The 13,690-nt window shown below is 50.3% G+C and carries 13 protein-coding genes and 3 tRNA genes; 4 read left to right on the top strand and 12 right to left on the bottom strand.

What is annotated here, in order from left to right; genetic code table 11:
* Positions 1-19: 19 nt before the first annotated feature.
* Positions 20-95, top strand: a tRNA-Asn gene (locus tag GA0061070_RS08675).
* Between the two features lie 302 nt (positions 96-397).
* Here the strand turns inward: GA0061070_RS08675 and GA0061070_RS08670 are convergent.
* Both GA0061070_RS08670 and GA0061070_RS25325 read right to left on the bottom strand, forming a co-directional pair.
* Complete coding sequence (locus GA0061070_RS08670; protein WP_090135337.1) at positions 398-850, bottom strand: lysozyme inhibitor LprI family protein; 453 nt, start codon at positions 848-850, stop codon at positions 398-400.
* Complete coding sequence (locus tag GA0061070_RS25325) at positions 847-1,107, bottom strand: hypothetical protein (protein WP_208598163.1); 261 nt, start codon at positions 1,105-1,107, stop codon at positions 847-849. The genes GA0061070_RS08670 and GA0061070_RS25325 overlap by 4 nt, the downstream gene beginning before the upstream one ends.
* Positions 1,108-2,026: 919 nt before the next feature.
* Between GA0061070_RS25325 and shiA the strand changes: the two genes are divergently transcribed.
* Entirely contained in the window at positions 2,027-3,352 is a 1,326-nt protein-coding gene (shiA, locus tag GA0061070_RS08660) for a shikimate transporter (RefSeq protein WP_090135333.1), read from the top strand.
* A 46-nt stretch (positions 3,353-3,398) separates the two neighbouring features.
* Here shiA and cbl read toward each other — a convergent pair whose 3' ends face one another.
* The 5 genes from cbl to GA0061070_RS25945 all read right to left on the bottom strand — a co-directional run bounded on the left by cbl (position 3,399) and on the right by GA0061070_RS25945 (position 7,588).
* Positions 3,399-4,349 (bottom strand): HTH-type transcriptional regulator Cbl, encoded by a 951-nt coding sequence (cbl, locus tag GA0061070_RS08655; protein WP_090135331.1) that lies wholly within the window; start codon positions 4,347-4,349, stop codon positions 3,399-3,401.
* A 101-nt stretch (positions 4,350-4,450) separates the two neighbouring features.
* Positions 4,451-5,368, bottom strand: coding sequence for a nitrogen assimilation transcriptional regulator NAC (nac, locus tag GA0061070_RS08650; RefSeq protein WP_090135329.1), 918 nt, complete (start codon positions 5,366-5,368; stop codon positions 4,451-4,453).
* 427 nt (positions 5,369-5,795) lie between these two features.
* A tRNA-Asn gene (locus tag GA0061070_RS08645) sits at positions 5,796-5,871 on the bottom strand.
* An 81-nt stretch (positions 5,872-5,952) separates the two neighbouring features.
* Positions 5,953-7,404: an EmmdR/YeeO family multidrug/toxin efflux MATE transporter gene (locus GA0061070_RS08640; RefSeq protein ID WP_244153072.1), complete on the bottom strand. Its 1,452-nt coding sequence runs from the start codon at positions 7,402-7,404 to the stop codon at positions 5,953-5,955.
* A gap of 91 nt (positions 7,405-7,495) precedes the next feature.
* Entirely contained in the window at positions 7,496-7,588 is a 93-nt protein-coding gene (locus GA0061070_RS25945; RefSeq protein WP_425256044.1) for a DUF5951 family protein, read from the bottom strand.
* A gap of 5 nt (positions 7,589-7,593) precedes the next feature.
* Here GA0061070_RS25945 and GA0061070_RS08635 point away from each other — a divergent pair.
* Positions 7,594-7,669: transfer RNA gene (locus GA0061070_RS08635), tRNA-Asn, on the top strand.
* A 377-nt stretch (positions 7,670-8,046) separates the two neighbouring features.
* Here the strand turns inward: GA0061070_RS08635 and GA0061070_RS08630 are convergent.
* Entirely contained in the window at positions 8,047-9,261 is a 1,215-nt protein-coding gene (locus GA0061070_RS08630) for an alpha/beta hydrolase family protein (RefSeq protein ID WP_090135325.1), read from the bottom strand.
* A 434-nt stretch (positions 9,262-9,695) separates the two neighbouring features.
* Here GA0061070_RS08630 and GA0061070_RS08625 point away from each other — a divergent pair, with 434 nt between their 5' ends.
* Positions 9,696-10,028 (top strand): gamma-glutamylcyclotransferase family protein, encoded by a 333-nt coding sequence (locus GA0061070_RS08625; protein ID WP_090135323.1) that lies wholly within the window; start codon positions 9,696-9,698, stop codon positions 10,026-10,028.
* A gap of 54 nt (positions 10,029-10,082) precedes the next feature.
* Here the strand turns inward: GA0061070_RS08625 and GA0061070_RS08620 are convergent, their stop codons facing one another.
* From GA0061070_RS08620 to GA0061070_RS08605, 4 genes are read right to left on the bottom strand one after another with little or no spacing between them, the layout of a single operon-like run.
* Positions 10,083-10,457, bottom strand: coding sequence for a helix-turn-helix domain-containing protein (locus GA0061070_RS08620; RefSeq protein ID WP_090135321.1), 375 nt, complete (start codon positions 10,455-10,457; stop codon positions 10,083-10,085).
* A 48-nt stretch (positions 10,458-10,505) separates the two neighbouring features.
* Positions 10,506-11,369, bottom strand: a complete 864-nt coding sequence (locus GA0061070_RS08615) for an efflux RND transporter periplasmic adaptor subunit (RefSeq protein WP_090135319.1) — start codon at positions 11,367-11,369, stop codon at positions 10,506-10,508.
* Entirely contained in the window at positions 11,366-11,581 is a 216-nt protein-coding gene (locus GA0061070_RS08610) for a DUF1656 domain-containing protein (protein WP_090135317.1), read from the bottom strand. The genes GA0061070_RS08615 and GA0061070_RS08610 overlap by 4 nt, the downstream gene beginning before the upstream one ends.
* Positions 11,571-13,634, bottom strand: a complete 2,064-nt coding sequence (locus GA0061070_RS08605) for an FUSC family protein (protein WP_090135315.1) — start codon at positions 13,632-13,634, stop codon at positions 11,571-11,573. The genes GA0061070_RS08610 and GA0061070_RS08605 overlap by 11 nt, the downstream gene beginning before the upstream one ends.
* Positions 13,635-13,690 lie beyond the last annotated feature (56 nt).

Genomic DNA, 13,690 nt, shown 5'->3' with positions numbered 1-13,690 from the left:
TGCGCCCCGTTCACACGATTCCTCTGTAGTTCAGTCGGTAGAACGGCGGACTGTTAATCCGTATGTCACTGGTTCGAGTCCAGTCAGAGGAGCCAATTTAAGGGAAGCAGACGTTCGCTGACGTCTGCTTTCTGCGTTTCTATCAGTTGGTTATCCCTTCTTTCACGTTCACCCTCGTTCACTAAAAACCGCTCGAAGCCGTACCCATTTGCTGGTAAAAATGTTGGTAGAGAAGGACAGGACAATAAGTACATCTTTATGGAAATCTTCGAAAAAGGGCAAGAAAGGGCTTTTGTTGACACATTCAACGATGTTGTTTGTCTTACGATCTTAGTTCTGCCTTACAATCACAAACGGGGGAGCATATAACACAATTGTGTCATGCTCCCCTGCATGTTTACTTGGCGGGAGGTAAATCCATCATATGAAGTTCTTCTATATGACGCTTATTCAAGTTTATCTCACACTGATCTTTATATGATTGATAATCATGCGCCCCCTCCCCGATTGAACTTGCCACACCGAGACAAAGATTTTTCTTATAAGTCATCCAGGCTTTCTGCGAATCTAAAAAATATTTACTATATACAGAACCAACAGTTTCATCTGAACTATCAGGTTTCTCTGTGGGATAATCATAGTTGGATATAATTTTTTTACTGGCTTCAGATATCAAAGCATCTAACTGACTATCACTCTCTACCCGTTTTTGATAGAGACAATTATATGCATCAGCAATTTCCTTATGCTCTTTAAAACAGGAGTCTCTTTCATATCCGATTGACAATTTCGCATAAGAAGGCAAGGAAAACATCAGCACCACTATTAATGAAAATATCTTTTCTTTCATTTCAAATACCTTAATCTTTTCCTGTTACTTTCATATGACATATAAATAGATGATGCCCGGACAAGTTCAATTAGGGCGGATTTTCCTTTTATTGCCGCTCTGAATAATGCTTCAGCATTCTCCACCCCCTGGAAAAATATATCAACCAAAATTTTCTGGATATTTTTTACATCTTCAGAAGCATTGGTACCGCAGGTCCCGACAGATGAAAATAATCGAGAGGGGTGAAGCAACATAGGCTCGTGATATTTTGACATGACAATCTCCCTAATCATCATAAATCTAACAACTAATTGTAATTGCTGTCCCTTTACAAGTCCCAAAAGTACATCGAATTAGATTATTGCCCAAGCTAAATTCTTGGGGGGGTGAGAAGTAATCATATAAGGATTAAGCCTGAGCAATCACTATATACAATATATGCTCCACATCAGCAACTCCCGTTAAGCAACAGGCATAATGGGTTCCTCTGGTTGGCATACGGAGACATTTACAGTTCCGGCGACATCTACATGCTCAATGAATTATCAACCGGTCGTTAACTTAGGTACTTTGGCTACAGGAGACCGCTTTGCATCACAAAGAATATTACAGAAAGGTAACGGCGCAGAACCATTATTATAAAACCAAATGATATTGATGATAATGGCTCACACATAAAGTCTGCTGACTCGATGAGTAATAAAATATATCCTGGTATTACCGATTCTTCAGGCAATGAGGGCTGGGACAGCAGTTCTTTATCATGGGAAGGACGTAATACAACGGATTATTTTTTTAACGTAAGAACAAGTACAGCAAGACCAGGGACAGATAGCGGAACAAGGAATGTCTCGATATCCTGCAACCAAAGATTCTTTAGTTAACCTGTAACTCCTGCGGTTTTTAGCACCACTACCAGTAAAGAGCTTCGGCGGTGGTACTAAAAACCAGAGTGACGACAAGACGTTGACCCTACCCTTTTTTACCTTCACAGCCGCATAATCTTCTGCGTCGCCAGCTTCCCTGAGTTAAATTCCCCTTTCATGCATCCTGCTTTCCAAAAAGGTTTTCACCCGCCGATAGGCGCTGTAGTCTCATAAACGGCTGTTATTTTGCTGCAAGCGATGTGAGTAGCCTTTTCCCTATACAAAAAACTAGAAAAATTTAGAAATTTGAGGAACGGACAGGACAATTATGGATTCCATGCTCATTACAACCCGCCCCGATGAGGAGACCCCTTCTCTCAACCGTGCCCGTCGCGCTGCCTGGGGTAGCTTTGCCGGTGCGGTCGTCGACTGGTATGACTTTTTACTCTATGGCATTACTGCGGCGCTGGTGTTTAACAAAGCGTTTTTCCCGCAGATCAATCCGGCAATGGGTACGCTTGCCGCCTTCGCCACCTTCGGCGTCGGCTTTTTATTCCGCCCGCTGGGCGGCATCATTTTCGGCCATTTTGGCGATCGTCTGGGCCGTAAACGCATGCTGATGATGACCGTCTGGATGATGGGCATTGCCACGGCCTGCATCGGCATATTGCCTTCGTTCGCCACCATTGGCTGGTGGGCGCCTGTGCTACTGGTTACCCTGCGCGCACTCCAGGGTTTTGCCGTTGGCGGCGAATGGGGCGGCGCGGCGCTGCTCGCCGTTGAAAGCGCCCCCACAGGCAAAAAAGCGTTTTACAGCAGCGGTGTGCAGGTGGGATATGGCGTCGGTTTGCTGCTCTCCACCGGGCTGGTGTCGCTGATCAGTAACATGACCAGCAACGAACAGTTTCTTAGTTGGGGCTGGCGTCTGCCTTTCCTGTTCAGCATTGTGCTGGTGCTCGGTGCATTGTGGGTGCGTAACGGCATGGAAGAGTCCAGCGAGTTCGAGCATACGCAGGCGCAATCCGCAAAACAGCAGAAAAAACGGCTGCCGGTATTTGAAGCGCTGATCCGTCATCCGGGCGCGTTTTTGAAGATTATCGCCCTGCGCCTGTGCGAACTACTGACCATGTATATCGTGACCGCTTTCGCACTGAACTACTCGACGCAAAACCTCGGTCTGCCGCGCGAGTTGTTTTTAAATATCGGTCTGTTGGTCGGCGGTATCAGTTGCCTGACCATCCCGCTATTCGCGTTACTGGCGGATCTCTACGGGCGTCGTCGTATCTATATTACCGGCGCGTTACTCGGCGCACTGAGCGCGTTCCCGTTCTTTATGGCGCTGGAAGCACGTTCAATTTTCGGCGTGGTGTTCTTTTCACTGATGCTGGCGAATATCGCCCACGATATGGTGGTCTGCGTACAGCAGCCGATGTTCACCGAAATGTTCGGTGCAGGATACCGCTACAGCGGTGCAGGAGTGGGCTATCAGGTTGCGAGCGTGGTGGGCGGAGGCTTTACACCATTTATCGCGGCCGCGCTGGTGACGTTCTTCGGCGGCGAGTGGCATTCAGTGGCGATGTATCTGATGGCAGGTTGCCTGCTTTCGGCGCTAACCGCGATGTTGATGAAAACACCGCAACGGCATAAACAGTAATTAAGAAGAAACAAAAGACGCAGCCGTTGATAAGCTGCGTCTTTTGTTAAATCTGGTAATCAATCACCGCTTCATCCGGCTCCATTACCTGACGTTTAATGTCATCCACCGACAGCCCGGCATTACACAGCTCGATAAAACGCCACACGTAATTACGCTGTAACTGACCGCGTTTCAGCCCCAGCCACACGGTGTTAGCATCAAACAGATGCTGCGTATTCAGCCGCACCAGCTTATCCTCTTCATTCTCGCCGCTCGATTGCTCTGCCACCAGCCCAACACCCAGCCCCAGCTCCACATAGGTTTTAATCACATCCGAGTCCTGCGCGCTAAGCACCACATCAGGGATTAACCCCTTGCGGCCAAACGCTTCATCGATACGTGAACGCCCGGTGATCCCCTGGCGGTAAGTAATTAACGGCCAACAGCTGATATCTTCAAGCGTTAGCGGCGAGCACTGCACCAGCGGGTGATCCTGCGGAACCAGTAAGCTGTGATGCCAGCGAAACCACGGGAAAGCCGCCAGCGAACTGTCGTTGCTTAAGCGTTCACTGGCGATACCAATATCCGCTCCACCGTTATGCAGTAGCGATTCGATTTCCTGCGGCGTTCCCTGAATCAATTCCAGACGGACTTCCGGGAACAGCGCGCGAAACGATTTGATCACCGATGGCAAGCTGTAACGCGCCTGCGTATGGGTGGTAGCGATGGTTAGCACACCAGAGGTGTCATTGGTGAAGAGATCGGCGAGCCGCCGCACGTTGCTCGCTTCATTGAGGATGCGCTCAGCAATCACCAGCAGTGCTTTACCTGGTTCAGTCATTCCCAGCAACCGTTTGCCACGGCGGATGAAAATCTCAATCCCCAACTCTTCTTCAAGCTCGCGGATATGACGACTGACGCCTGACTGTGACGTGTAAAGCATGTTGGCGACTTCGGTCAAGTTGTAATCCCGCCGCGCCGCCTCGCGGATTATTTTTAATTGCTGGAAATTCACCCTTTCCTCCAGGCCAATCAGACATAACGCTATTGTTAAAGTCTGTGGCCTGGCAGAACAAATAATAAAAACCAGCATCTTATTCCATTAAGGAATAATCATTAGCTCACCAACTGCAACTCATGGCTTTCCATCGCCGGACGGCTGACTAAAGACATTAAAATATCTTTTACCGCCTGCGCTTGTGGCGACAATGCACCGCGAGCCGAGACATTCAGCGACAGCGGCAGGTTCATAGATGGTGTGGTAATACGCGCCATCCAACCGTTGGTTGCGCCGCACAGCGAACGCGCGGCTGATTCCGGCAATACGGTAACGCCCATTCCGCTGGCGATTGCTGCGGTCAGCGTGGCAATGGATTCGATTTCCCCAATGATTTTTGCCGTCAGACGACGTAGAGAGAACGCTTCATCCACGCGCAGACGCACAGCACTATAATCACGCGGCAGGAACAGATTCATTTCAGCGACGGCAGTTAAATCCACGCTCTGCCCCGGACAATCACGAGTACCGACCAGATAGAGGTCTTCTTTCAGCAGCGGCAGGCTATTGATTCCCGCACCCGGCGCGCGTTCATACAGCACCGCCATATCCAGTTGACCACTCAGCAATTTATCATTCAGCACCGCGCCGCTGTTTTCATGCAGATAGACCGCTACCTCGGGCAGTTCGTTACGCACCGCCTGTAATAATGGCATGGTGACCGAAGACGCTGCCGTGCCCGGCGCAAGGCCGATAGAAACCTGGCCGCGCAAACACTGGCCGACATTGTTCACCGCCAGTTGTGCCTGTTCACACTGACGCAAAATCATGCGGGCATGGGTATAGAGAATCTTGCCTGCTTCCGTTGGCGTTACGCCCCGTTTCGTGCGGATCAGCAACTGTTGATCCAGCTCACCTTCCAGAGTGGCGACTTGCTGACTCAGCGCGGGTTGCGCAATATGCAATACTTCGGCTGCCTGAGTCAGGCTTCCAATATCGACGATTTTTACGAAGTATTTCAGTCGTCTTAAGTTCATTTTGCCTCCTGTAAGGGATACCAATGCCAACGCCGGTTGTTATGATGTCGGAGGAGTTGCAATATGCTTGCCAGTTTTAGTTAAGGATTCAATTAACCCTTAACAGGCTGGATAATAAGAGTTTCTAATTACAATGCGGGGTATTATCACTGAAACACGGTTTGATAACTGCCCCATTAGGGGTAATTTGCACCATACTAGTGCAAATACCGGCTTATTGAGCTGGCACACACGCAGGTTGCCCAAATTGTCAGCAAACGATCGCCCTCAGGCGATCCACCCTTTGACAAGCCCGGACGTGACCGATAATATGCGCCCCGTTCACACGATTCCTCTGTAGTTCAGTCGGTAGAACGGCGGACTGTTAATCCGTATGTCACTGTTTTTGCAGAAAGCAGACGTCAGCGAACGTCTGCTTCCCTTAAATTGGCTCCTCTGACTGGACTCGAACCAGTGACATACGGATTAACAGTCCGCCGTTCTACCGACTGAACTACAGAGGAATCGTGTGAACGGGGCGCATATTAGCGATGCCCCTGGCCCTTGTCAAAGTCTGATTTGCGTTTTTCGGCGCGTTTGCCGAATTATTCTCCAGGTTGCGCAGAAATGGCGCTTTTCTGCGGCCTGGGATACTTCCACAACCACCTGCCGCTCGCCATACGCCAGTAGAAGAAGACGCCGCGTACCGCCCAGTCGAGGAACATCCCGAGCCAGACGCCGATCACACCCATACCGAGCATGATCCCCAGCGTATACCCTGCCACTACCCGGCAACCCCACATCCCCAGCATAGAAACCCACATAGCGAAACGGGCATCACGCGCGCCTTTCAGGCCCGCAGGCAGCACCCACGACGCTGCCCAGATCGGCATAAACGCCGCATTAAGCCACAGAAGCACTTTAACCACCTCTTTTACGTCCTCTTCCTGGGTATAAAAGGAGGCGAATAGCCCGGCAAAAGGCGCAGTACCCCAGGCAATGGCCGTCAGCATCAGCGTCGAAAGCCAGAAGACATGGCGTAGCTGGCGTTCCGCCTGGCCTATCTGCCCTTTACCAAGGCGCTTACCGGTAATAATGGTAGACGCGGAACCGAGCGCGTTCCCCGGCAGGTTAATCAGCGCCGCCACGGAGAAGGCGATAAAGTTACCGGCGATAACGTTAGTACCCATGCCCGCGACAAACATCTGCGTCAACAGCTTGCCGCCGTTAAACAGCACCGACTCAATACTGGCCGGAATACCGATTCCCATCACTTCCCAGATAATGGAGAAGTTGAGTTTCTCGAAGTAGCTTTTCAGCGAGATCCGCAGCGCCGGGTTAAAACCAATCATCAGCACCCAGATAATTGCCACCGCACCAATATAGCGGGAAATGGTCAGCCCCAACCCGGCACCGGCAAAACCCATACCTTTCCAGCCCCAAAGGCCATAAATCAGGATGCTGCTGATAATGATGTTGAGGATATTCATCCCGCCATTAATCAACAGCGGGATTTTGGTATTGCCTGCACCACGCAGCGCGCCGCTGCCAATCAGGGCAATCGCCGCCGCCGGGTAGCTGATAACGGTGAGTTCAAGGTAGGTCAGCGCCAGCGCTTTAACTTCGGCTGTCGCCGCACCGGCGATAAAGTCGACGATTTGTGTGCCAAAGTAGTGGATCACCGCTGCCAGTACAATGGCAAACAAGGTCATGATCACCAGCGACTGCCGCGTTGCCGCCCTCGCCCGCTCACCATCCAGTTTGCCAAGGCTGAAAGCCACGACCACCGTCGTCCCTAAATCAATGGCGGCAAAAAAAGACATCACCACCATATTGAAGCTATCCGCCAGGCCGACGCCTGCCATCGCTTCTTTACCCAGCCAGCTCACCAGAAACGTGCTGAGTACACCCATCATCAAAACACAGGTGTTTTCCAGGAAAATTGGTACGGCAAGGGGAGTGATTTCTCGCCAGAATAATACACGGTAACTTTTACGTTTTCTGTACCAGGGCGTACGTATGACGGCCTGGCGTAAGGGGGTGACGAGGTTCAAAATGGTCCTTAGCCGCGAAAGATGAAATCACATTTCAAATGATGAGGTAGAAACACTGATCCTGCAAAGCATTTACTCCGAAAATTGGTGCTTATTAGGTCAAACTGTCGATGGATTCATCAGTCAGCTCGTTATCGCTAAAATGAGGTTTGACAAAAGATTTTTCGCCGCTAAGATAGGCCTCCACACGATTCCTCTGTAGTTCAGTCGGTAGAACGGCGGACTGTTAATCCGTATGTCACTGGTTCGAGTCCAGTCAGAGGAGCCAGATTTAAAGAAAGCAGACGTTTACCGACGTCTGCTTTTTTGCATTTCTGTCAGTGGTTATCCCTTCTTTCGCGTTCACTAAAAACCACTCGAAGCCATACCCTTTGCTGGTAAATATGTTGGTAATGCATCCGGGTGAATGCCCTTGTTTCATGCGCCCTGTAGTTCAGTGTGTCACTACAGACGAACAAACCAGGAAAACGTTGAAGCGGCTTGAGAAGCAGGCAGCTTACCCGAAGAGATATAACTGTGCTCATTCATATCAGCGATACAGACGAGGATAATATCAGCTTTATATACCGCTGATATCACATTATGACCACTCTGTATGCCCTGATAATAATATCAGGGCATACAGGTTGAGCGAGTTCTTTATTGTTACTGTTTAGAGTCAAACCAGATTTTCCAAAGCGGGACTGCCGTGGCAAAGGTGCCTCTATGCGTCGTTTTCCCGGTGGATATGGCCTCAACCAACGTATTACCTGCTCCCATAGACTGTGCATAAGTCATGGCCATTTTACCTACCCCTACTGTGATCGCTTCATCAGCCTCTCCGTAGTAGTTGTGTACCGGAGAAGCGATTACCCACCGATAGGCCTGGGCATCGCTCATTAACCGACCATAGGCCGAATTAGCGAAATATTGCGGGTCGAAATATTCAGGACGAATAAGTTTGTGTAGGTCAGAAGTAATATCTGCTGGATTAAAAGGTTGGCGGTCATAGGCTTTTTTCGCCACATCATAATATTCATCGGTAATAACAGAGCGCGCCAGGCCTGGAATACCGTAATAGTTTTCATAGGCAAAGGCCGAAAGTATCACAATACTATTTAACCAGTCCGCATCAAATTTGCGCGGGAATGAAAGAAATCCATTCATGAGGGCAAAAACATCTAATGGTGCACTAGCGGTTGCCGTCGCCTGTACTTTCATTCCTATAGCTTCGAGTTTTTCAAGCAATGCCATGGTCACAAAACCACCTTGTGACCATCCCGCCAAAAAAAGATGAGGATTTTCCAGCCCCATTTGCGCCAGAACCTGCCGCGATGAGTTAATCATGTCGTAGGTTGCCTGCTGATGACTGGCTTTTACCATATAACCTTCGGGTTCAGTGGAGACGCCCAGGCCAAAATAATCAGCCCCAATAACAATATAGCCCTGTGAAGCAAACTGCGCGATCATCAATTGCGTCTCAGGAGATTCATCAGGAAAAGAGGGAACCTGGTGTTTTCCATAAACAGTCCCATGTTGGTAAGAAACCATTGGGAAAGATTTTCCCGCGGTGTCAGGGATGGCAAGCAGTCCTGAGGTCATCGTAGGTTTGTTGCCGTGTTCAGGAATGGATGAAGGATAGATCACTCGATAAAGCTTAACGGCATTTTTAGCCGGTGTGTATTTCACATTAACGCCTGAAAATGCGGGTGTATCAACTGTCAATATTTTATTCAAACGATCTACGTCCCAGCGGCCAATAAGCTCATAGGTTATCCCATCGGAAACTTTAATCGGTTGCTGCGTTGTCTCTTGTGCAAATGCCGATACCGCACAAAGCGCCAGCAACATATAGAAGAAATAATTAAAAGCTCTTAACATTCCCATCCCCTTATCTTTTTTAAAGACATAACATTAACTTCATGGAAATAACATCTATCCTGTTGCGTCCATTACCTGTAAAAATGCAATCCAGTGAAGCAGGCCACTGCCTTTGCCTGTAGTAGATAGTTCTACTTTACTGCAGTAATAAGCATCGCATCTGCGCTTTGGTGCACACTCATTCGATATTGGTGGTCATTCTGGTGGTCTTGACAGGAAGGGCTACGATATTTAGCTTATTTATCATCAAGTTACTGACTAAAACGCTCCCGGTCAGAGGAGCCAGATTTAGAGAAGTCTGCTTTCGAGCAGGCTTTTTGCTTTTCGGCGTTTACCTCGCCCACGTTTGCAGACAGTTGCGAACCTCATCACAAAAACGTATTTTGGATACTCTTCGCCCGTTAAGGCTTTATCGCATTGATTGTTGAGGGAAAATGGAATCGTTATTTGTCTATGGCACACTGCGTCCCGGCTGTTCTAATGCACATATCCTGGAAAACATCGGCGGTGAATGGCTGCCGGGCTACGTCACCGGTACGTTTTACGCGCGTGGCTGGGGAGCCGCCGCCGATTTTCCTGGCATCGTCCTGGATAAAAACGGCTCACAGGTACACGGTTATCTGTTTTTATCCAACAACCTTACTGAACACTGGCCGATGCTGGATGAATTTGAAGAGGGCTACGATCGCGTTTTGGTCGAAGTCACCACCACTGAGGGCAAGCGCGTCAGCGCATGGATTTACCAGTTACAGCCGCGATCGGCATAACCCGCACAGGGCCGTATCGGCAACAGAAGACTCACCGCTACTATTATGCGGTGATTATTTCCGTAGTTTTATGCTGCTATGAAAATCATCGAAATGCTGACGGAAAAATGTCTTTCTGTATTTATGCGGCGGCAGTTGATATTTTTTGTGAAATGCCCGGGTTAATGATTGCTGAGAGTCAAAGCCGTATTTCATTGCCAGACTAATTAATGACTCATTGGAGGTTATCAGTTGCTCGGCAATTAAACTGAGCTTTCGCTCCCTGATAAACTGGCCCAGATTCTGGCCCGTTTCCGCAAAAAACAGTCGCTGTAAGTGCCATTTTGAATAGCCGGATTTTGCTGCGACATCATCAATTTTCATTGGCGACTGAATATTGCGATTAATCCACGCGATTAAATTGATGATAAGTTCTTTTCTGTGGTTCATAGCGTTAAACCCAAAGTGTGCGGAATATTGACCAGAAACGTGATGTCGTTATGGCGTAATCAACACGCTCGCGGACAAGCCAGCCACCAGATCAATTCCCGCCGGTAAAGTGTCGATATGAATGCGCACCGGAATACGTTGTGCGAGCCGTACCCAACTGAATGTCGGTTCCACGTCTGGCAGGCCAAGCCCACCCGTCTCGTCATTACTGTCACCGATCCCATGCCCGATACTCTCGACATGGCCGATAATGGCGGGCTCAAACCCCATCAATGCTATCTGCGCACTGCTTCCCACACGGATATGGCGAAGTTTGGTCTCCTCGAAATACCCCACAACCCAGAAGCTGTTCGCATCGACGATGGCCACTTTTGTTTCGCCAGCGCTGGCATAGTCGCCAGCGCGAAGCCGCAGATGCGTGACATAACCTGCAACCGGCGAGCGAACGGTGGCGTGGGATAAATTAAGCTGAGCCAGTTCCAACGCAGCCAGCGCGCCATGGTAGTTCGCCACCGCGACGTTCGCCGCACTGTCTGTTTGCTGCAAATCTTCGCTGGAGATCACGCCTTTGATGCGGGAACGTCTTGTCGCCGCATCCTGACGCATTAACATCTCATGGCGTTTAGCCTCGACGTCGGCCTGAGCGCTGACCACGGCCAGCTTTAACCAGCGCGGATCGATCGTGTAGAGCACATCGCCACGATTAACCCATTGATTATCTTTGACTTCCATACTGCTCACCGGCCCGGAAACCTCAGGTGCAATCTGCACCACATCGGCACGCACCCGGCCATCGCGGGTCCAGGGTATCTGCGCATAATGTTTCCACATCATAAAAGCCAGAAGGGTTGCCACTGCCACTGCGCTTAATGTCAGTGCATAACGTACAAACAGAGAGAGCAAAGATTTCATGCAAATAACCCCAGCGCATTCAGCCCCTGGATAAACAGGGAAAAAGTAACGATATAGATTGAGAAACCCATCAGCGGGCGATAAGGCAAACGCAGGTAAAACCTGTTGAATGAGAAAAGCGACACGCACAACAAGGTAAAGACCAGAGCCAGAACCGCGATAACCAGCAGGCCGGGGAAAAAGACACCGCCAATATTCATGTCATTGATCATCGGCCTGCTCCCTGTTCTGCTCCTGCAATGCGCAGTACAAATCAACCAACCTGCCAATGAATTGCTGCGATTGTTGCTGCCCGCCCGGCAAACAGAGGCCAATCATGGCGGCAATACGCTGGCGCAAGATAGCGGTATCCGTGGCGCGGCTAAGCAGGTAGAACACCTCGTTGAGCGCTTTACCCGTATCATCTCCCGCCGGGGAATAGCCACGACGCAAATGCATAACGCCGAGGCCAATCCGCAAATAGTGCAGCATCTGATTAAGCGTCTGCGCTGGCGATTGCCTGCTACGCTGCAAACGCGGAAGTAACAAGGCAGTCCTGTCGATCATTAGATTGGTCCAGTGTGTCTCGTCGGGTTTAAAGGCGCCTTTCACGCTGCGTCGTATATCGCGACGACAACGCTTCAGCAGGCGGTTTATTGCCGCGTCTGCCTGCACCGTTTGCAGCAAGCTCATACCGATCACGGCAAAACCGGTCGCGGCAAATAAGGCGATGGCGGTGTTGACAGCCACGGCGAAGTCTCCGCTGTAGTGGGGACCTAACTCGCACAACACCGGCAGCGTGAGGGTGATCCCCATGGCCATAAACGTGGTGGGTGGCCGCGCCTGGAGCGATCCGGCCAGCAGATATGCCGGTGCAAACACCGCAACCAATACAGTGAATTCAGTAACGTATGGAAGAAGGGCAAAGCTGTAGATCAGGCTTATCAATACGCCCCAGAAGGAGCCAATAATGTATTTCACAATATGCGGAACCGGGGCGTCGAAACTGCCAAACAACGTACAGCAGACACCAAGGATAGAAACTGCCGTGCCGCCATCAGGCCAGGCCGAGAAAATCCATACCAGGCAGCCGCTCATGATTATCGCAAACGCCCCCAGCGCAGTGCGTGCAGCGGCAAAATGATCGCGATGGAAAACATAGCCTTTTACCGTGTGGTCTTGCACCAGCCCTGGCGCCGGTTTCGCGTCATGTATGGCCCCGGCAAGACGCTCGCATTGCTGTATAAGAAGGATGGCTTCCGTCAGATGGCGGGCAAAGCTTGCTTGCACTGCATCTTGCAACGTCAGCGCGTGTTTAGCCTGCTGCGCCGTTAACTGCTCGCTGCGTATTCTTAGCGTTTCTGCCGTAATTTTTCGTTCCCGCTCATCCTGGCAGGCGAGCCAGTGCTGAACATCGCACAGCAGTCTGCGTAGATCGTCCGGCATCGCCTCAATCATCTGCACGCGATCGCGTAATTCACAGATCACGATTAACAGTCGGGCCAGCTTGTCATGCAGGGCATTTCTGGCATGCCGGACAGGTACGGAAAGGGCGAAGTCATAGGGAATGTGGTGGCTGACGCCCTGAAGGTACTGCAACGCCAGTGCCAGATGCAGACTGTTTGCCGCCTTATCGGATTTGCCTGCCAGCGCGTCAGCAAGGGTCTGTCGCGCCGAGCGCAGCGTTTCCGATAATTTGCTGTTGAACAGGCCGGAGATCCGTTTTGGCAGGACATAACGGTGAAGAAGCGACGCGCAGAGGATGCCAATCACGATCTCCTGCACCCGGACGATAGCGGTGTCAAACATCGCGCCGGGATTCGCTACCGCAGGAAAACCAATCAGGCTCGCGGTGTAACCGGCTAAGACAAAAGCGTAAGCGCGGGGTGTTCGTTCAAGCAGGGATAAGTAAAGGCAGAAAGTGATCCAGGCGGTAAGCACCACGCTGCAAAAAATCGGCATATTCACGAAAGTGGGCACAATCAACACGGTCGCTGCGGCACCGATAACTGTTCCGGCCAGCCGATAAAGGGATCGGCTGAGTGAAGCGCCAACCGAGGTCTGCGAAACAATATAAACGGTAATAATTGACCAGGAAGGCCTTTCAAGACCGATCGATAAGGCGATGTAATAAGCGAGCATCGCTGCGGCAAAGCTCTTGATGGAATACAGCAACGCATTGGCGTCATTTTGCAGCGTCAATGAAGCCATTACGGTGCCTGTACGATGAAACACGTTGGATATCGCCCGGCCAAAGCGGCAGTGACAGAAGTTTATTTTGTTCATGCCGGGATTATTACCGACTTGCGTACTCGCTTAAATACTCTATTCTGTCAAAAAAT

It is taken from the genome of Kosakonia oryziphila (assembly GCF_900094795.1).
In the GTDB taxonomy this organism is placed as follows: Bacteria; Pseudomonadota; Gammaproteobacteria; order Enterobacterales; family Enterobacteriaceae; genus Kosakonia; species Kosakonia oryziphila.
The sequence above is the reverse complement of the archived record's forward strand: the minus strand, read 5'-3'. Positions and strand labels throughout refer to the sequence as shown.

Excerpts from the sequence above, each read along its gene's own strand:
- GA0061070_RS08670 (WP_090135337.1), bottom strand. The coding sequence starts at position 850 with ATGAAAGAAAAGATATTTTCATTAATAGTGGTGCTGATGTTTTCCTTG.
- GA0061070_RS25325 (WP_208598163.1), bottom strand. The coding sequence starts at position 1,107 with ATGTCAAAATATCACGAGCCTATGTTGCTTCACCCCTCTCGATTATTT.
- shiA (WP_090135333.1), top strand. The coding sequence starts at position 2,027 with ATGGATTCCATGCTCATTACAACCCGCCCCGATGAGGAGACCCCTTCT.
- nac (WP_090135329.1), bottom strand. The coding sequence starts at position 5,368 with ATGAACTTAAGACGACTGAAATACTTCGTAAAAATCGTCGATATTGGA.
- GA0061070_RS08630 (WP_090135325.1), bottom strand. The coding sequence starts at position 9,261 with ATGTTAAGAGCTTTTAATTATTTCTTCTATATGTTGCTGGCGCTTTGT.
- GA0061070_RS08625 (WP_090135323.1), top strand. The coding sequence starts at position 9,696 with ATGGAATCGTTATTTGTCTATGGCACACTGCGTCCCGGCTGTTCTAAT.
- GA0061070_RS08620 (WP_090135321.1), bottom strand. The coding sequence starts at position 10,457 with ATGAACCACAGAAAAGAACTTATCATCAATTTAATCGCGTGGATTAAT.
- GA0061070_RS08615 (WP_090135319.1), bottom strand. The coding sequence starts at position 11,369 with ATGAAATCTTTGCTCTCTCTGTTTGTACGTTATGCACTGACATTAAGC.
- GA0061070_RS08610 (WP_090135317.1), bottom strand. The coding sequence starts at position 11,581 with ATGATCAATGACATGAATATTGGCGGTGTCTTTTTCCCCGGCCTGCTG.
- GA0061070_RS08605 (WP_090135315.1), bottom strand. The coding sequence starts at position 13,634 with ATGAACAAAATAAACTTCTGTCACTGCCGCTTTGGCCGGGCGATATCC.